This is a genomic window from Paenibacillus sp. TCA20 (assembly GCF_000732325.1).
GTDB classification, from domain to species: Bacteria; Bacillota; Bacilli; order Paenibacillales; family Paenibacillaceae; genus Paenibacillus; species Paenibacillus urinalis.
This window is the reverse complement of sequence record NZ_BBIW01000001.1, coordinates 552,771-571,549: the sequence shown is the minus strand read 5'-3', so window position 1 is coordinate 571,549 and position 18,779 is coordinate 552,771. Positions and strand designations below refer to the sequence as shown.

General features: G+C 44.6%; 17 protein-coding genes. 11 read left to right on the top strand and 6 right to left on the bottom strand.

Annotated elements, in window-relative coordinates; all coding sequences use genetic code 11:
• Positions 1 to 36: 36 nt before the first annotated feature.
• The 3 genes from serC (at position 37) to TCA2_RS02660 (ending at position 2,232) form a co-directional block, all read left to right on the top strand.
• On the top strand, positions 37 to 1,125 hold the full coding sequence (serC, locus tag TCA2_RS02670) for a 3-phosphoserine/phosphohydroxythreonine transaminase (protein WP_047909980.1): 1,089 nt from the start codon (positions 37 to 39) through the stop codon (positions 1,123 to 1,125).
• Positions 1,126 to 1,352: 227 nt separating this feature from the next.
• Positions 1,353 to 1,817 carry a tRNA (uridine(34)/cytosine(34)/5-carboxymethylaminomethyluridine(34)-2'-O)-methyltransferase TrmL gene (gene trmL / locus TCA2_RS02665; protein ID WP_047909979.1) on the top strand — a complete coding sequence of 155 codons (465 nt, stop codon included), beginning with the start codon at positions 1,353 to 1,355 and terminating at the stop codon, positions 1,815 to 1,817.
• A 160-nt stretch (positions 1,818 to 1,977) separates the two neighbouring features.
• Positions 1,978 to 2,232, top strand: a complete 255-nt coding sequence (locus tag TCA2_RS02660) for an AbrB/MazE/SpoVT family DNA-binding domain-containing protein (RefSeq protein ID WP_047909978.1) — start codon at positions 1,978 to 1,980, stop codon at positions 2,230 to 2,232.
• A 272-nt stretch (positions 2,233 to 2,504) separates the two neighbouring features.
• On the opposite strand, the gene TCA2_RS02655 is transcribed toward TCA2_RS02660, so the two are convergent.
• A complete protein-coding gene (locus tag TCA2_RS02655) occupies positions 2,505 to 3,575 on the bottom strand; it encodes a phosphodiester glycosidase family protein (protein WP_152557593.1) in 1,071 nt (356 codons plus the stop codon).
• The gene (locus TCA2_RS02650) at positions 3,572 to 3,982 is read right to left on the bottom strand and encodes a hypothetical protein (protein WP_047909977.1); all 411 of its coding nucleotides are present in this window, start codon (positions 3,980 to 3,982) and stop codon (positions 3,572 to 3,574) included. Before TCA2_RS02650 ends, TCA2_RS02655 begins: the two co-directional genes overlap by 4 nt.
• A gap of 307 nt (positions 3,983 to 4,289) precedes the next feature.
• Between TCA2_RS02650 and TCA2_RS02645 the strand changes: the two genes are divergently transcribed.
• The 3 genes from TCA2_RS02645 to TCA2_RS02635 all read left to right on the top strand — a co-directional run bounded on the left by TCA2_RS02645 (position 4,290) and on the right by TCA2_RS02635 (position 7,129).
• A complete protein-coding gene (locus tag TCA2_RS02645) occupies positions 4,290 to 4,949 on the top strand; it encodes a response regulator transcription factor (RefSeq protein WP_047909976.1) in 660 nt (219 codons plus the stop codon).
• A gap of 97 nt (positions 4,950 to 5,046) precedes the next feature.
• The gene (locus TCA2_RS02640; RefSeq protein ID WP_047909975.1) at positions 5,047 to 6,273 is read left to right on the top strand and encodes a PLP-dependent aminotransferase family protein; all 1,227 of its coding nucleotides are present in this window, start codon (positions 5,047 to 5,049) and stop codon (positions 6,271 to 6,273) included.
• A 229-nt stretch (positions 6,274 to 6,502) separates the two neighbouring features.
• Positions 6,503 to 7,129 (top strand): FMN-dependent NADH-azoreductase, encoded by a 627-nt coding sequence (locus TCA2_RS02635; protein ID WP_047909974.1) that lies wholly within the window; start codon positions 6,503 to 6,505, stop codon positions 7,127 to 7,129.
• Positions 7,130 to 7,190: 61 nt separating this feature from the next.
• On the opposite strand, the gene TCA2_RS02630 is transcribed toward TCA2_RS02635, so the two are convergent.
• Complete coding sequence (locus TCA2_RS02630; protein ID WP_047909973.1) at positions 7,191 to 7,904, bottom strand: DUF2161 family putative PD-(D/E)XK-type phosphodiesterase; 714 nt, start codon at positions 7,902 to 7,904, stop codon at positions 7,191 to 7,193.
• 403 nt (positions 7,905 to 8,307) lie between these two features.
• On the opposite strand from TCA2_RS02630, the gene TCA2_RS02625 reads away from it, so the two are divergent.
• From TCA2_RS02625 to TCA2_RS02610, 4 genes are all read left to right on the top strand, one after another.
• Positions 8,308 to 10,203, top strand: a complete 1,896-nt coding sequence (locus tag TCA2_RS02625) for a PrkA family serine protein kinase (RefSeq protein WP_047909972.1) — start codon at positions 8,308 to 8,310, stop codon at positions 10,201 to 10,203.
• Positions 10,204 to 10,453: 250 nt separating this feature from the next.
• Entirely contained in the window at positions 10,454 to 11,464 is a 1,011-nt protein-coding gene (locus TCA2_RS02620; RefSeq protein ID WP_047909971.1) for a globin-coupled sensor protein, read from the top strand.
• 202 nt (positions 11,465 to 11,666) lie between these two features.
• Positions 11,667 to 12,674: a LacI family DNA-binding transcriptional regulator gene (locus TCA2_RS02615; protein WP_047909970.1), complete on the top strand. Its 1,008-nt coding sequence runs from the start codon at positions 11,667 to 11,669 to the stop codon at positions 12,672 to 12,674.
• Positions 12,675 to 12,891: 217 nt separating this feature from the next.
• On the top strand, positions 12,892 to 13,548 hold the full coding sequence (locus TCA2_RS02610) for a hypothetical protein (RefSeq protein ID WP_047909969.1): 657 nt from the start codon (positions 12,892 to 12,894) through the stop codon (positions 13,546 to 13,548).
• A gap of 52 nt (positions 13,549 to 13,600) precedes the next feature.
• On the opposite strand, the gene TCA2_RS02605 is transcribed toward TCA2_RS02610, so the two are convergent.
• The 3 genes from TCA2_RS02605 to yhbH form a co-directional block, all read right to left on the bottom strand.
• Entirely contained in the window at positions 13,601 to 14,155 is a 555-nt protein-coding gene (locus TCA2_RS02605) for an SEC-C domain-containing protein (protein WP_047909968.1), read from the bottom strand.
• Between the two features lie 192 nt (positions 14,156 to 14,347).
• Entirely contained in the window at positions 14,348 to 15,787 is a 1,440-nt protein-coding gene (locus TCA2_RS02600) for a SpoVR family protein (RefSeq protein WP_047909967.1), read from the bottom strand.
• A complete protein-coding gene (yhbH, locus tag TCA2_RS02595; RefSeq protein WP_047909966.1) occupies positions 15,784 to 16,950 on the bottom strand; it encodes a sporulation protein YhbH in 1,167 nt (388 codons plus the stop codon). The genes TCA2_RS02600 and yhbH overlap by 4 nt, the downstream gene beginning before the upstream one ends.
• Positions 16,951 to 17,208: 258 nt before the next feature.
• Here yhbH and thrC point away from each other — a divergent pair, with 258 nt between their 5' ends.
• Entirely contained in the window at positions 17,209 to 18,612 is a 1,404-nt protein-coding gene (gene thrC / locus TCA2_RS02590) for a threonine synthase (protein WP_047909965.1), read from the top strand.
• The last annotated feature ends 167 nt before the right edge of the window (positions 18,613 to 18,779 follow it).

The window sequence follows — 18,779 nt, the reverse complement described above, 5'->3', positions numbered from 1 at the left end:
GGGTAGAACAACTTGGAGAGAAGGGCGGTTTTTAGATTGAATAAGAGAGCATTTAACTTCAATGCGGGACCTGCAGCACTGCCACTAGAGGTGCTCACTCGGGCACAGGCTGAATTTGTCGATTATAAGAACACAGGCATGTCGATTATGGAGATGTCCCATCGCGGGGCCGTTTATGAATCTGTTCATAACGAAGCGCAGGAACGCCTTCTGGCGCTTCTCGGTAACCCGACAGGCTACAAAGTATTGTTCCTGCAAGGCGGGGCAAGCACACAATTCGCGATGATCCCGATGAATTTCCTGTCTGCCGGTCAAACTGCTCATTATGTACATACAGGGAGCTGGGCGAAGAAGGCGCTGTCTGAGGCAAAACTGATCGGCGAGACAAGCATTATTGCATCAGGCGAGTCCTCGAAGTTCATGAAGCTTCCAGAACTCTCTGATCTTAATCTGAACAGCAATGCCGCTTATCTGCATATGACTTCAAATGAAACAATAGAGGGCACACAGTTTAGAGACTTCCCGGATACTGGAACGACTCCACTCATTGTAGATATGTCCAGTGATATTCTAAGCAGAGCACTTGATATGACGAAATTCGATATGATCTACGCAGGTGCCCAAAAAAATCTTGGACCATCCGGAGTTACTGTCGTTATTGCTAAAGAGGAGCTTGTTACCGAATCGCCTAAACATCTCCCTTCTATGCTCCGTTACGATACCTTTGTAAGCAACAATTCTCTTTATAACACACCACCATCCTTCGGTATTTATATGGTGAATGAAGTGCTGAAGTGGATTGAAGAGCAAGGAGGTCTTGCCGGCGTAGAGGCTAAGAATGAAGAGAAGGCAGGCATCCTGTATCATACGATCGATGATAGCAATGGCTTCTTCCAAGGCTGTGCTGATACGGCAGACCGTTCAAGAATGAATGTTACCTTCCGACTTGCGGATGAGGGACTGGAGAAGGAGTTTATCAAGCAATCTGAGCAAGAAGGGTTTATCGGCTTGAAGGGCCATCGCAGCGTAGGCGGCTTGCGTGCTTCGATTTACAATGCGGTCCCAATGGAGAGTGTACAGGCGCTGACTGATTTTATGAAACAATTCCAGAAGACACATGGCTAAGCTGTAATACATGTTAGGGAAATACAGGGCACTTCCTGCAAATATTGTGGGAGGTGCTTTTTTATATTATAATTTTATGTTATACCGAATCATTTTCATAAATCATTAGTTAGGGGTATTATGAAGCTGATTCATACGATTAATTAATTTCATGGATGAAGTGAGTCAGGATTTGCTGAATGATAGGGCGAAATTCTGCAGTCCATTATAAGAGGGGATTAGAGTCAATGGCATTACATATCGTACTTGTGGAACCCGAGATTCCAGCAAACACAGGAAATATAGCAAGAACCTGCGCAGCAACAGGAACACATCTGCATCTGGTGCATCCGCTCGGATTTAACACAGATGACCGCACACTCAAACGGGCCGGGTTGGACTACTGGCATTCCGTAAATATCGAGTATCATGATTCGTTTGATGAAGTTCGGCAGAAATATGCGGATCACCGTTTTTTCTATGCAACCACCAAAGCGAAAAATCGTTTCAGTGATTTCAAGTTTCAGGATGGAGATTTCCTAGTATTTGGAAAAGAGACAAAAGGTCTTCCGCCTGAGCTAATTAATGCAAACCCAGATACCTGCATGCGAATGCCGATGACGGATGCAGTCCGATCCTTGAATCTGTCGAATTCGGCGGCAATTATCGTTTATGAAGCACTAAGGCAGCTGGATTATCCTGGAATGAATTAAATCCCAACCTTTGGTAACATACTTTCAAAAAATGGGTTCCTAAAATAAAGTTAATATTTTTATTAATTCTTGCAGGATTCGACAAAAAAACAGCGAATGTATAAACATAGTACAAATGTACCTACAAAGAAAGAAAAATGAACAGGAGTGTGTACCGTTAATGAAACCTGCTGGAGTCGTACGTAAGGTGGATCAGCTCGGAAGAATCGTGCTGCCGAAATCTTTGCGTAAAAGGTATCAGATGAATGAAGGAGATCCCGTTGAAATTTTAGTGCAAGGTGATCATATTATTCTGGAGCGTTATCGTCCAAAATGTATTTTCTGCGGATCAATGGAAGAAGTAAGCGAGTTCAAAGATCGTTATATTTGCGGCGTGTGTCTCACAGAAATGACGGGTCTTCAAGAGAACGCCTAAACTTAGATCAATCCAAGCCCAAGCAAGCGTAGGCTTATACAGAAAGAAGCTCTCCTCAGTCGAGGAGAGCTTCTTTGGTGAGCCTTACAGCCCCTTCGTCTTGTCATCATTGTAAGAAGAAGTCAATATGCCTCCCAAATACAATGCAAGCACCAGGGCGACGATCCAGAAAGTCAACGAAAATGACATGTCATCCACCTCCTGTTACCTTGTAAATCCTATTATACTGATACTTGTCTCAAAAAGGAATCTTTTTCCTAATTCGTAAATGTTTACTCAAAGAAAAGAAAATGGGTGGGCAGCTTACGCAGGACACCGTCCGAAGGTGTATTCACGACACGTCCGTTCAGAATCAGCGAAGAGGAGCCGCCGCCATCCAGGTTATAGCCATTTTGTACCCCAAGCTTGTACATTTTGTTCTGAAGCTCTTGTAGTGTCGCTCCCGAGCTGCCTTTTTCATCGTATCCATCCACCACCAGAATGAGCAGCTGATCATCCTTATAATTGCCAATGACTGTCCTTGGCGCTCGCTTCGGCGTTGTTTTCCATTTGGATGGAATGATCAGCTTCTTGCCGTCCTTGAGGAGCATGGGGACAAAGGTAGCGCCGAATGCAGGCTCCAGCTTGTCCAGGTCCGATTGCTTCGTAAATCTTCCTCCAATCAGCTTTCCTTCCTTGCTAAGGCCGACAAAGGAAAGATCCTTCGTGCTGGGATGAAAGCCAGTCAGGTATTTGCCGTTAGCCACCGTGGTGCTTAGAGGATACCGACTGCCGCCTGCATCAGCATATCCCCCGGCATTAATGCCGGCAACCGCACCACTGCGTGCGACAGCCTGCATCGTCGTTTGCGATTTGCCCACACCTTCACCAATGGACATCTTCATAGCACTCGGATCCTTGAGCTTGATCTTCATGGCATAGCCTTTATATAGGCCTGGGTTCATTTTGTATAGTTCAATCCGAATCCGGTCACTGTTCACTTGTTCAATCGGTGTGCCGAGCTTGGCAGATATCCGCTTGTTATAGATTGCTTCGGGTTTCCTGGCTTGTGCTGCAGTCATGTTCGCAATGCTGTTCATCGTTTTAGTCGTGCTCTCATACAACTCGGTTGTTTTTTGAATGTATGAAGAGGTCGTCTCGGCCAGCACTTTCGCTTCCGCCAAACCTTGGCTGATATCCTCCGTTTGGGAGATGATCGTGTTTTGCGGGATGTGAGCTTCCTTTGGCGCTAGCGAACTTAGATCCAGCGTTGGCTGCAATAAGAGCAGGTACATAAGCAGACCGATAAATGGAGCTGTAATCAGCATGAAAAAGCGATTTAGTTTTTGGAGTGAAGTCATCATTTTAACAGATCCATCTTCTTCTGGAGCGTATCCAGCTGCTGCTTCACTTCTCTAAGCTCTGAATATAGCTGATTACTGTTATCGGTTGTATTGCCTGCATTGTCCTTTGTGAAGGTCAGCAGCTCATTGAAGGACTGCACTTGCTCCTGCAGGCTGACCAGCTCACTGGATATTTCATCCAGCTGTGTCTGATACTCCTTCTTGACGGCCGTCAACTGCTGATCGTTGTAGGTCTTAATTTCTAGTACCATTTGTTCTCTTAAATGATTGCTGTATAAATAGGCTGCCGCAGCTCCTAAGGCAATAATAATAATCCATAATACTAGAAATAGACGGACAGATCGTTTGCTTCTTCTTGCAGCTTGCCGGGTGTGATGGCTTGTGTTCTCTTCTGTTGATGGATTCATTTCACCACTCCTCGTGTTGTTCCTACAAAATTCTATAAATTTTCCAGTCCTCATTCTATCATGGGGCCGCCTCATACGCAAAAAAGAACTTCTTTAGCGAAAAAAGGAAAAAGAGATTGCATCGGAAGGAAGTCCTAGGATACAATTTCATATATAATCCAAATTAAGGACTAAAGAGGGATGTCTTTTTTGGTGAAATGTGATTTATTTTTATCCTTTTTGGGCTGTGCTTCCTCTAAACTACAATTGCCGCACATTCTATCGAATTTCATAAATTATATCTATTAATGAACTAGGAGGAGCTTGTATGAGAAAGGTATGGCAGGTGGTCTTGATTGATATCCATCCGACCAGCATGCTAGGTACAAAATTAATATTGGAAGAGCATCAGGACCTATTAGTCCGCGCGATGGTTTCCACGGGGGAGGATGGGTTAGCTCAAGTGAGCAGCCTGAAGCCAGACCTCGTTCTAATCGATTACAAATTGCCTGACGGAAATGCGGACCAATTCATCGTAGAGATGAAGCAGGTCTCTCCAAATACCCATATTGTCGTGATGACGGATGAGGATAATTTGAATCTGTATAAGCGATATATCAGTCTAGGCGCAAGTGGAATGCTGTCTAAGCAATCTTCGCCCATGAAGCTTATTCATATGATTTCCGGTCTCCGAGAGGGGCTGGCCTCGATCCCTTTGCAGTGGCTGACTAATGACGAGTGGTCGAACACGGTGGACCAGGAACTAGACATTCATCTTCAGCTTACAGATATGGAAATCTTCATTATGGAACGGATCGTTCAAGGTGTGACCTACGATAAAATTGCTAATGAAATCGATGTCAGCAGAAGATCGGTTGACAACTATCTCCGCAAAATATATACCAAACTGGGCGTGTCCAGCCGGGCTCAAGCTATCGAACAGTTTACTCTGTATTCCAAACTACATAAGAAACAGCAGTATGTGTAACAAGGCATAATAGATGTGAACGGCGAATAGTCTTTATACGTCCCGATAGAGAGAGGAATTAAGAGATGGGGCGATTACCCGGATAGGGGGGAAATACATGGAGTTCTCCTTTGCTTCCCATTCCTCCAGGCTGTTGTCTTCACATGCGAGCAGGACGAACAGAGTCAAAAGACAAGGTTCGTTTATCTCACTGGCTGAAGAGCTTCCTGCGGAGGAATTTTTCCCAATTAAACGATTGGGCGAAGCGGCACATGCTGTCTTCTCTTCAGATCCTTCCGTTCTGCAATATGGTGAGCCAGAAGGCTTCCTGCCTCTAAGAAGCTGGATTCGCAAGGATTGGGAGATGCGAAAAGGAATCCGTACCACAGAGGAACGAATACTGCTGACATCAGGCACACAGCAGACCATTGATCTGGTCACCAGGCTTCTGGTCGATTCTGGCGATACGGTTGTCGTGGAGAACCCGACATCGCCCGGATGTCTTCAGGTGCTGCAGATGCAAGGTGCGGTCATATTACCTGTTTTCACCGATACGGAGGGCATTGTCCCAGAACATCTTGAAGAGCAGTTTCAGAAGCATCGTCCGAAACTGCTTTTTGCTGCACCCAGTTTTTCTAATCCAACCGGAATATTATGGACTCTTCGCAGACGTAAGGCGGTATTGGATCTATGTCGAAAATACAGTGTCCTAATCATTGAGGACGATTCCTACGGTGAATTGCATTTTGGGGCAGATGATTCAGCAAATTCCTTCTCTGAGCGTTATCCTGCTCTATATGCGATAGATCAAGAGGATGATGGAAATCATGTACTGTATATTGGCTCTTTCAGCAAAACGATCGCTCCTGCCCTTCGTACGGGATGGGCGACCGGTGATAAAAGGCTGATCCAGGGTATGTCCTCATTGAAGCAGATGGCTGACTGGCAATCCAGTCCGATTAATCAACAAATATTGTACCAATTGCTGGGCTCAACCTCCTTCAATTGGAATGAACATCTGGCGCTGCTCAACCGAGAGTATGAGGTGAGGCTTAAGCTGATGCTGGAGCTGTTAAAAAGACCGGGGTTCAAGCATGTAAAATACGATCCGCCAGCAGGAGGGATGTACCTCTGGATTGAGCTTCCACCCGGACTTGGCAGCGAGACGCTGCTCAAAGCTGTGCTGCACAAAGGCGTAGCATTTTTGCCAGGCGCAAGATGCTCTCCTGGCAAGCAGACAGAGCATTTTATTAGACTCAATTTTAGCAGACCCGGCAGAGAAGAGCTGTTACTCGGGATGAATTTGATCAGTGAAGCGATATCCGAATTTACGGCACGGAGTTAAAGAGACATAATGTTGACATAAGGAGAGGAGCTTCCTCTCTTTTTTTTCGTCTTAATGAACTTTATAATAGTAGTGAATGTGGAATTTTGTCTAAAGAAGAAAATATATATATTGAACTCACTAACATTTTTATATATAATGTTTATTAGTCAGTTGCAATCACTTTCTTAGTTGGTTTCAAATGACATATAGAGATAAATACACTTATTTAGGGAGAGAATATACTATTATGGCAAACGTATTGTTTATCAAAGCAAATGACCGTCCAGCGGATCAAGCGATCAGCGTACAAATGTACGACGCATTCTATAACGCATACAAGGAAGCAAATCCGACAGACAACATTATTGAATTGGATCTGTTTGCAGCTAACCTTCCGGCTTACGGCAACAATGCCGCAACAGGAACGTTCAAAGTAGCTAAAGGCATCGAGACGACTCCAGCAGAACAAGAAGCTGCTGATCTGGCTGCTTTTTACCAAAAGCAATTCTTGGAAGCTGATAAAGTCGTTGTAGCATTTCCGCTCTGGAACTTTACTGTTCCTGCACCGCTGGTTAACTACATTTCTTACTTGAGCCAAGCAGGTGTTACATTTAAATACACTCCTGAAGGTCCAGTAGGTCTTGCAGGCGAGAAGAAAGTGGTACTTCTGAACGCACGCGGCGGCGTTTACTCTGAAGGTCCTCTGGCAGCTGTTGAAATGGCTGTGAAATACGTAGCTTCTGCATTTGGCTTCTGGGGCATTCAAAACCCTGAAGTTCTGGTAATTGAAGGACATAATGCCTTCCCTGACCGTTCTGCTGAAATTGTACAAGAAGGTCTTAGAAAAGTCGCTGAGACGGCTTCCCGTTTCTAATAGCTACTTCTAATATTAAGACTGGATGCGATAATATTCGCATCCAGTCTTTTTGTGTTGCTTATGGAAGTGGATATTGCTGAAGAACTGCATAGTACTTGTCCAAGTCAGTTCTTCCCTGCTCACTTAGTGTATATCGGCCGCGCTCAATTCTGGTAAACCAGCCATAATAATTTTTTTGCAGAATGGACGCAGTATTCGTTATTCCTGTCTGTCTGGCAAGCTCTGCAGGAGAGGCATAGGGAATGGGAGCCAGCGCCTGTGCAACTCGAAGTGCACGCTCTCTGTAGGCAGTGACAAGCTTGGCCTTGTGGCTGCCGCCCAGGTTGTAATCGCCGCTGCGTCCATCAAATTCCTTGAGCAGAAGGTCTTTGCGTCTTTTCATTGTTTTTGAAGAAGTGATGACTGCCTCTGGTACGCATAAGCAATCGACAAGCGCCGGTTTCGTTTTGTACCGTGTTACGGTGATGAGACCCAAACCCAGCTTTTTGCACAGATCTGTAATCTCTCCAAACCGCTGATTGGCAGCCCCGCGCTTCACCCGGTTACGTTCAACAGCAAGATACACATTACTGCTCGTTTTTAATCTTTGCATTCCTTGCAGCAGAAGCGACAAATTAAAGGTCTTCTTGATCTCCACAATTAACGGGTCAGCGAGATCCTCTCGTATACCCACCAGATCACAATATTTCACTTCGGATTTAATATGGTATCCTTGCCTCTCAAAATAGGACTTTATCGGCTCGTATAATTCGGTTTCATATTGAACGGCCATTGTTGATCAAACTCCTTTATTGCTGTGCAGCTATTCCTCTGGAATCGAACATCAAATCCATGTCTAATTTACTGGAGAAGTACATAAACGTATAGATAAGCTCTATCATAAACATTCCTATCTAATCAAGTATAGCATACGACTTGGAAGGGTTCATTTTAAGATCCATATGTTGTTCATTCCCCGAAAAGAGAACCTGTCACAAAAAAACAGGCAACTTATCCGAATTGACGCATAGGTATGTAATACACTTTTTTTAGATCAAATCGTCAAGCTTGAGGGTAGGCGAGATGATTGCATATTTAAACGCTAGTGGGAAGATTTGAAGCAGGGGAGCTTATGAATTGACCTTATTCGGAGTGGACGCTGAATCATTATGGAGCCATGGGAGGTACGAAGGAGCATGAACATTTTTGAACGCGTTGCTGAATTTCGGGCTGAGAGTGATCGTTTATCTTGGTCGGGTACATTCAAAGATTATATTGATATTCTAAAAAAGGACCCAACACCTGCAATGACGGCTCACGCAAGAGTGTATGAAATGATCAAATCATATGGCGTGGAAGAGATTGGTGGACACAAGCATTACAAGTTTTTTGAGCAGGAGATTTTTGGACTAGACCGAAGCGTAGAGAAGCTTGTTGAGGAATATTTCCATTCTGCAGCACGGAGACTTGATGTCCGCAAGCGGATCTTGCTCTTGATGGGTCCAGTCAGTGGGGGGAAATCGACGCTCGTGACTCTGCTTAAACGAGGCCTGGAGCAATTCTCCCGCACAGAGAAAGGGGCAGTATACGCGATTGAAGGCTGCCCAATGCATGAAGACCCGCTTCATTTAATTCCGCTGGAGCTCCGACCTGAGGTAGAGAAAGAGCTGGGAGTAAGGATTGAAGGAAATTTATGTCCTTCCTGCCAAATGCGGCTGAAAACAGAGTATGGCGGTGACATCGAAAAGGTACGTGTAGAGCGGGTATTTATATCGGAAGACAACCGAATCGGGATCGGTACCTTCAGCCCTTCTGATCCGAAATCTCAGGATATTGCTGACCTGACCGGAAGTATCGATTTCTCAACCATTACGGAGTACGGCTCAGAATCCGATCCGCGTGCTTATCGGTTTGACGGGGAGTTAAACAAAGCAAACCGCGGCTTGATGGAATTCCAGGAGATGCTCAAATGCGATGAGAAATTTCTATGGAACCTGCTCTCCCTTACCCAGGAAGGAAACTTTAAGGCAGGCAGATTCGCTCTTATTAGTGCAGATGAGATGATTGTTGCCCATACGAATGAATCGGAGTATAAGGCGTTTATATCGAACAAGAAAAATGAGGCACTACAGTCCCGGATGATCGTCATGCCGATTCCTTACAATTTGAAGGTGTCAGAAGAAGAGAAAATATATAAAAAGCTGATCGAACAAAGCGATATGCGGCATGTTCATATTGCGCCTCATGCTCTGAAGACGGCTGCCATCTTCTCCATTCTCACTCGGTTAAAGGAATCCAAAAAACAAGGCATGGATCTCGTTAAAAAAATGGGAATGTATGATGGGGAAGAGGTTGAGGGCTACAAAGAAGCTGACCTCAAAGAAATGCAGAGTGAATATCTGGAAGAGGGCATGACTGGAATTGATCCACGTTACGTCATCAACCGGATTTCAAGTGCACTGATCAAGCAGGATTTGGAGTGCATCAATGCACTGGATATATTAAGAGCAATCAAAGACGGATTGGATCAACATGCCTCCATCACGAAAGAAGAACGTGAGCGGTATTTGAACTTTATCGCGGTAGCACGCAAAGAATACGATGAGCTTGCGAAAAAAGAGGTACAGAAGGCTTTCGTTTACTCCTTCGAGGAGTCGGCCAAGACGTTGTTTGAGAATTATCTGGACAATATTGAAGCCTTCTGCAATTGGAGTAAAATACGTGATCCTCTGACCGATGAGGAGATGGATCCAGATGAGCGCCTCATGCGTTCCATCGAAGAGCAGATCGGAGTTTCTGAAAATGCGAAAAAAGCCTTCCGTGAGGAAATTCTAATTCGGATTTCAGCCTATTCCCGTAAAGGCAAAAAATTCGAATACAGCAGCCACGATCGACTTCGTGAAGCGATTGAGAAGAAGCTGTTCGCTGATCTGAAGGATATCGTGAAGATCACAACTTCAACTAAAACTCCGGATGCAAATCAGCTGAAACGTATTAATGAGGTCAGCTCCAGACTGATTGACGAGCACGGCTATTGCCCTGTCTGTGCAAATGAGCTGTTGCGTTATGTAGGCAGCTTGTTGAACCGCTGATTTACATTGTTTACACCTATCCCCTTGCAAAGATCTTAACCCCATCTCATAATACGCTGTCTGATTGCTGTAAATGTTGCAGTTCAGACAGCGTGTTTTTATTTGTCGACCCGAAATAAGAATAGGAAGAAAAATGCAAAATAGGACTTTAGGATTATGATATTATGGTATTTAAGGTCTATAATGATTGTTCGAAGTAACAAAATACTAATATAAGGCAAAATGGTTGCAAGGAGGAAGATTTTTCGCGATGATTGAGGTTTCCGAAGAACGAGAACGACAGCTGGCCTACATAGGGATTACGAATCTGGAGCTTGAATTGCTTCATAAGCATCGTCCTATTTTTGAAAAAATAGTAGATGAGGTTGTTGATCGGTTATACGACAGAATAGGACAAGTGGAAGAACTAAGGAGCATCATTACGAAATACTCGACAATAGAACGTTTGAAGCAGACACAGCGTTGGTACTTTATATCCCTGACGGATGGGCATATAGATGAAGAATTTATTGAGAAGCGAATCCAAATCGGGCTGATTCATTCGAAAATTGGACTCAAATCCGATTTTTACTTAGGTAGTTATATGGTGTATCTCGATGTGGCGACCAGCATGGTACAGCAAATCATGCCAAATGGATGGTATCCAGTAATTCATGCACTGAGCAAGATGTTTAATTTCGATTCCCAGCTTGTGCTCGAAGCTTACGAAGGGAAGGAGAAGCAGAAGATCACGGATATTGCTGATGAGCAGGATCGCCTGCTGCAGGCGATTACAGAGGTGTCTCAGAGACTGACCGGTATGATTGATGAGCTGCTTCACAACACGGAGCTGATATCCGAGACCGCGAGACAGACCGCAGCTTCCCAGGAATCAGCCCACAAGCTGATCGATGACCTGAATCAAGAAGTAAAAGAAATTCAAAAGATGGGGAGTCTCATCCGAGAAATCTCAGACCAAAGTCATCTTCTGGGACTCAATGCAGCAATTGAGGCTGCTCACGCGGGAGATAGCGGAAGGGGCTTTGAGATCGTTGCAGGCGAGATCCGCAAGCTGGCTACGGGCTCCAAGAAGGCAATGGAGCAGATCCAGAGCGTGCTGAACAGTATTAGAACGAAGCTGGATCAAGTGCAGACCGAGTCTGATAATACGTCGGATAATGCAAGAAAGCAAGTATTCAGCTCCAGTGAGCTAATGGCATTTGTTCAAGTCATGGAATCCGTATCCGGTGATCTCAAAGAGCTGCAAGCTGCTCATTCCTAACTTCTATGCAGTACTAAAGAGCAAAAGGCATTACAATGTCTTTTGTCTCTTCCAAATATCCAATAAATTGTAAATAGTAAGCGCATACAATTTAATTCTATGAGGATCACACCTTTTAGGCTATAATGAATTCATTCATGCAAAACCAAGCTAACAAGCATACGAATGCGTTTTGGATAATGAGAACGTAAGAGGTGATCAAATGGCATCGATCCATGATGTGGCTAAAGAAGCCGGGGTCTCAGTTGCTACCGTTTCAAAGGTGCTGAATGATTATCCCGATGTAAGTGACAAAACACGTAAAAGAGTAAACCTGGCCATTGAGCAGCTGCACTATCAACCGAATGTAGTTGCAAGGGGGTTAGTAAAAAGAAGATCATGGACTGTAGGCGTGTTGTTGACCGTCCCCTTCACCAATCCATATGTAGCCGAACTATTAGAAGGAATTAAGACAGCGCTTGAGAACAGCGGATATGATCTGGTCCGTTTATCCACTCGCTTTGATGATCCGCATTATTCATTTATTAAGCATTGCCGCAGCCGGAATGTGGATGGAGTTGTCGTATTTGGAGTGGAGCGCGATAATCGCAGCATTGACGAATTGATACATTCGGATATCCCGACCATGTTTGTCGATATGGATATTGTCGGCAAGCGGGCAGGATATATTACAACAGATAACCAAAATGCAATCCATAAGGGCGTCAAGCATCTTTACGAGCTCGGTCATCGTAAAATAGCCTACATATCCGGCACATTGGGGCCTTCAATTGCAAATATGCGGCTTGAAGGATACAGACAAGGCCTGATTAGCTGCGGATTATCATACCTGACCAATTACCTTGAGGTATGTGATTATACATTCGACGGCGGAGCGGCTGCGATGCGCAGACTGCTTGCACTCAAAGACACGCCGACAGGCATTGTATGTGCTTCGGATCTCTCCGCTTTTGGTGCCATTCATGAAATAGAGAAGCACGGGCTGTCCGTTCCTCAAGACATCTCTGTCGTCGGATTCGATAATACCTATCATGCGCAGGTATTCAAGCCAAATCTAACGACAGTGAATCAAAATATTTATTCCATCGGCATTAAATCGATTGAATGCTTGATTGCGCTCATAGAGAACCGGGATTACTCTCCGCCTGTCATTATGGAGCCTTCTGAACTGATTGTAAGGCAAACCACAGGGAAGGCTAAGCTTGCCTGAAGCGCAGTTATTGTACATTCTATTTATTCAAATAAGGAAACACCTTCTCACTCATATCTCATGAGGTTTTTCATGCAGATCAAGTGAGAAGGTGTTTTTTCATTCTTTTCAAGAAATTTACCCATTTATTACGAGAATGACTATCTTATATGTAAGGATGAGCTATATAATGGGACAAGGACAAGTGAAATAGATTCATAAAGGAGTTAAATTTTAATTGAATAGATTAATTAAAGCAGTCATTCTGCTGACTTGTGTCATGTTTGTGGGAAGTGCGATTGTTTTTGCAGAGATTAAGGGGAGCTCCCTTTCAAATATAGAGAATACAGAAGAAGTAAAAATCGAGCCAGCAATGGATGCAGTGGCTGTTATATCGGGTACCGACAATGCATTGTATCCGGTACAAGAAACAGATGGAATCTATGAAGGAATGACATTGGCATGGGAAGGCCGTTTTCTTAACTTTCCTTGGAGAAGTGTGGCCTCTGAGACTGCAGCTGCACAATTAATGGCAAGTGATGTTACGCAGGATGGGACAGAAGATGCAATTGTATTTTTAACGGCTGCTGATGGAACAGGGGTCTATGTGGAACAGCTCCATATCGTTGATGGAATGCAGATGGTTGAGATCATGATGAAGGATCCTGTGAAGACTGCAGAAGAATACATACAGATGAGCGCAGAATTTGATGAGGTTGGTCCTGTATCTGTAGGTAATTATGTCAATTATGAGGTGAAGGACAGCATCGTGACGGCCACACTAGGTGTTGCACAATCCTTCTCTCAATATATTGGCGACCTAGTGATTACCTATGAATATAATTCTAAGGTGGAAGAGTTTGAGGCGAAATCTATTTTGTACACCGCATTTTAAATAAAAAAATCCGAAAGGACCTGCTGAGCAGGGCACTTTCGGACGCTCTGACTTAGACACCTTGACTCGCAAAGGAAGCTTTCTCCGCGTATTCAGACAGCTGTCCAATGCTCTTGGAGAGGGTTGTAGCCGATACCTCATGTTTAGCAGCAAGCTCGGATTGACTGATGGTACTGCCTTGTTTCGTTGCAGTGACATATTCTAATGCACCAGCGAAACCTCCCGGCTTACGATAACGAGGAGCTTCACTATTGCTATAGTTGTTCCACAGAGAGATAAGTTCACTTGTCTCTTCTTCGGTCAGCTTGTACTCTTCTGCGATTGAAGGAATGGCGGTTTCAGCAAGCTCACGGTGCATGTCGTGTTCCCAACTCATCTCAGTAAAGTTCAGGGCAGACATCTGGGAGTTCTGATCAGCTACCTGTGGGGCAGGGGGCATCTTAGATACAGCGGATACTGCAGATCCAGGGCGCCGATTCGTAATGACTTCGACTGATGTGGCCACCCTTACATTGCGCTGCTGCTGTCTGTCTTTCTCGAGGCAGCATTTTTTATATTTCTTGCCACTGCCGCAGTGGCACGGTTCGTTTCTACCTAAGTTGATCAAGTTCGTTCGCTCCTTTAATTCTATCAAAGAAATTCTAATGATGAGCGCAATAATGTAAGGCGCTAACAAAAGTTGATTATATCATATTTTAATGGGTTTAGATGTAATGCCCCCTATATTTCAATGTACTCCATGAAAAAGCCTGTTTCAACCCAAAAATGAGCGGAAACAGGCTTATACAGGGCAATTGTGTTAATTTAACAGTTTGCGGTGGATCTTTTTCCCATCAAATGTAAATTGCACCGGTTTATCTTCGATAATGGTCTCAAGATGTACCGTTCGACCCCATAATTTATATACGTAAGGAAGCGTGCGTTCCATATATTTCAAGTCAAGTTCAATACCTTCGTACTGATGCTTAAGCATCAGCTCGCCGGTACGAAGATAATCTCCGTCATGCACGACGAGATACGGTGAGCCGCCATTGACTCTGGCATAGATCAGCTGATCCCGAATATTTTCCCAGGACTTGTCGGTAATTTTCCATTCGGGTCCCTTTTTCTCAAACACATACAGGTCGAGGTCTTCGACCAGGCCCTTTGTCATGTAGTTGCGGATGAACGAGGTGTCTGAATCGTATTCGCGAACCTCGAACATTTTGGACCTTCCTTGCCCTGGCTTACGGCCAAAGCGCTCCTGCTCCTCAAGAGTCGGGTGATCCCAGCGGCGTTCGATATCCTCGAAGATTTTGACTCCAAGATAATAAGGGTTCAGGCTTTGCTTCGACGGCTGTACAACAGAGGCATTGAGCATGGCATATTCCACGGTTTCTTCACTTGTCAGGTCCAGCTCGCGTATAATACGTTGATGCCAGTAGGAAGCCCAGCCTTCGTTCATAATCTTGGTTTCCATTTGGGGCCAAAAATAGAGCATCTCTTCACGAAGCATGCTCATGATGTCTCTCTGCCAATCGGTTAGTGTTTCGGAAAATTCCTGTATGAACCACATGATGTCCTTCTCTGGTTCAGGAGGGAAGCGGCGAACCTTCTGCTGCTGCTGCTCTTCTGCAGATTCTACAGGTTCGCCGATGGCCCAAATATCGTCATATCGTCCGGGAGGGCGAATGACTTTGGTTTCTTTTTGCTGCTTCATTTTCAATTCCATGTAACGCTGCTTGTCGAGATGCTGAGGCTTGATCAGCTGCGGATCTACATGCTCCTGAATAGCGAGGACCGCATCAATAAAGGATTCCACGGCTTCCGTACCATATTCAAGCTCATACTGGCTGATTCGGTCTGCCGTCGCTGACATGCTCTCCACCATATTGCGGTTGGAGGCTGAGAAGCGGGCATTGTTCTTGAAAAAATCACAGTGTGCAAGCACATGGGCTACAATAAGCTTATTCTGAATCAGGGAGTTTCCATCGAGCAGGAAGGCGTAGCATGGATTGGAGTTAATGACGAGCTCATATATTTTGCTCAGACCAAAGTCATACTGCATCTTCATCTTCTGGAACGTCTTGCCGAAGCTCCAATGGCTGAATCGAGTCGGCATACCATAGGCACCGAAAGTGTATATGATGTCAGCAGGGCAGATCTCATAACGCATCGGATAATAATCAAGCCCAAATCCGTCGGCGATCTCCATGATTTCTGCAATTGCATATTCCAGTTCATTGATCTCATTGCTCATGAAGCACTTCCTCCTTCCTTGTTGTGGAAAAAGGTGCGCAGCGCTTTGTAGACTTCGCCTTTCTCCTTGATCACGTAGTACATAAATTGATCCATTTTAATATTGCGATAAGCGGACATCAGCGTACTGCTGCGGTTATATTGGTTCACTTCTCCATAGCCAAACATATTGCTTCGTTTCAGCAGTTCACCGATGAGCTTCACACAGCGTTCGTTGTCAGAAGTGAGATTGTCTCCATCCGAGAAGTGGAAGGGATAGATGTTATAGCTTGAAGGAGGGTAGCGCCGATCAATAATTTCAAGAGCCTTCATATATGCTGAGGAGCAGATGGTACCGCCGCTTTCTCCCCGGGTGAAAAATTCTTCCTCGGTTACTTCTTTCGCTTCCGTATGGTGGGCGACAAAGACAATTTCTACCTTTTCATACTGCTTGCGAAGAAAGCGGGTCATCCAGAAGAAAAAGCTGCGTGCGCAGTATTTTTCAAAGGACCCCATAGAACCGGAAGTGTCCATCATTGCGATAATAACAGCGTTAGAATGCGGAATCACGGTATCGTCCCAGGTCTTGTAACGCAGATCATCCGGACTGATGTGGTGGATGCCCGGGTTTCCGCTTGTGGCGTTCCGTCTCAGGTTCTCAAGAATGGTCCGTTTCTTATCAATGTTGGATTGCATTCCTTTTTTGCGGATATCGTTAAACACGATGTTGTGCGTTTCAATTTGTTCCTTATCCTTTTGCTTTAAATGCGGCAGTTCCAATTCAGAGAACAGCATGTTCTCCAATTCTTCAATGCTGATCTCAGCTTCGACAATATCGTGACCTGGCTGATCGCCAGCCTTTTCACCCTTGCCGGGTTTTTGTCCCGCAGGATCGCGGCCGATGACATCACCGACCTGGCTGTCCCCGTCACCCTGGCCGACATGCTTCTGCTTCTGATAATTGTACACAAAGCGATATTCATCCAGACTCCGGATTGGAACCTTGATGATTTGCTGGCCATCGGACATGATAATATTTTCTTCCGTAATAAGATCGGGCAGGTTTTGCTTAATGATATCTTTCACCTTCTGCTGATGACGCTGCTGGTCTTGGTACCCTTTACGGTGAAGCGACCAATCTTCTTTGGAAACGACAAACGAGTAAGGATGGCGAGAATCTGGCATGTTAGGCACCCCCCTTGGATTACGCGGCACAGTTTGGCCTGCTGTAAATTATGTATATTCACGGGCAGGGACGTTATGTGATGACATATATAATAAATAGAGAATATATCAAAACGTTTTTTTTCAAAATGCCATGGTATTGACGATTCCTGTAAGAAAAAGATTCGCTTTTATCCAAGATAGTAGTATTATGGTTAAAAAGAAAAAGTAGAGGTCCAGTGAAACGAGAATTGGGTCCATTATGCAGGAGGGAAACAGATGCAATATCATAGTACTCGAGGACATGTAAGTGGAGTTGGTTTCATCGATGCATTTCTGATGGGGCTGGCAACGGATGGAGGTCTGCTTGTACCGAGCACAATACCTTCATTATCGACGGAACAGCTGGAAGCATGGCGGAATCTATCCTTTCAAGATCTCATGCTCGAAATTTTCTCCTATTATACAAATGAAGAAATTCCGGAAGCCGAGCTAAAAGAAATGGTGTATGCGAGCTACAGCACATTTCGTGATGAAGCTGTTACACCCGTGCGCAAGCTGACGGATCAAATATATTTGCTTGAGCTGTTCCATGGACCTACCTTTGCGTTCAAAGATGTCGCACTACAGCTGATGGGTAATCTATATACTTATGTCGCGCGCAAATACAATAAACAGATTAATATTCTCGGAGCAACCTCAGGGGATACCGGTGCATCTGCAATTGAAGGTGTTCGAGGAAAAGAAGGCATCAATATTTGCATTTTGCATCCGAATGGCAAGGTCAGCAAGGTTCAAGAGCTGCAGATGACGACAGTACAGGACAGCAACGTATTGAATCTTTCTGTTGAAGGTAATTTTGACGATTGCCAGCGCATGATCAAGCAGCTGTTTGCGGATGTAGAATTCAAGAATGAGCATCATCTCTGTGCGATCAATTCTATCAATATTGTGCGGATTCTCGCTCAGACGGTTTACTACTTCTATGCATACTTCCGGGTGACGGACGAGCGTCCGGAACTAACGGCTGCACCGCTTCATTTCAGCGTCCCGACAGGTAATTTTGGTGATATTTTTGCAGGATATCTTGCATCCCTGATGGGGCTTCCTGTTGGCAAGCTCATATTGGCTACGAATGAGAACAACATCCTCGAGCAGTTTGTAAATAAAGGGCTGTATAAGCCAGACCAATTCCATACGACTTACAGCCCGTCAATGGATATTCAGGTTGCTAGCAACTTTGAACGTTATTTGTATTACGTACTGGGAGAGAATGCTGCTCAGACGGAAGAATATATGAAGTCTTTCCAAGAGAAGGGCTACATTCAAATTCCCGAAGACATCCTAGCTAAAGTACAACAAGAGTTTGCAGCTTATGGAGTGCTTGGTGAAGAATGTTTGGACACAATCAAGAAGTATCATGAGCAAACGACCTATCTGCTCGATCCTCACTCGGCCTGTGGGGTAAAGGCAGCTGAGCAAAAGGTGGGAGCACAGGAAGTAGTCGTGTCGCTGGCTACAGCACATCCGGCCAAGTTTAATGAAGCCATCGAGCTGTGCGGGATTGAGCAGAAGTTCCCTGAGCAGATTGCAAGACTAACGGATCTGCCGACACGGAAGAAGCTGGTAGATGGAACGCTTGATGCTGTCGTGGCAGAGCTTCTCCCTTTTTACAACGCCTAAAACAGAATTCAGTTTAAACCTTATTTAATTGCATAATTACGAAGAACGGCATAAAAGTCTGTTTCCGAAGATAATATCTTTGGAGCAGACTTTTTTATTTATGAATCAAATATGAAAATACAAAAGTGAAAAAGGATGAAAAATAAAGCATTGACATGATACAAAAT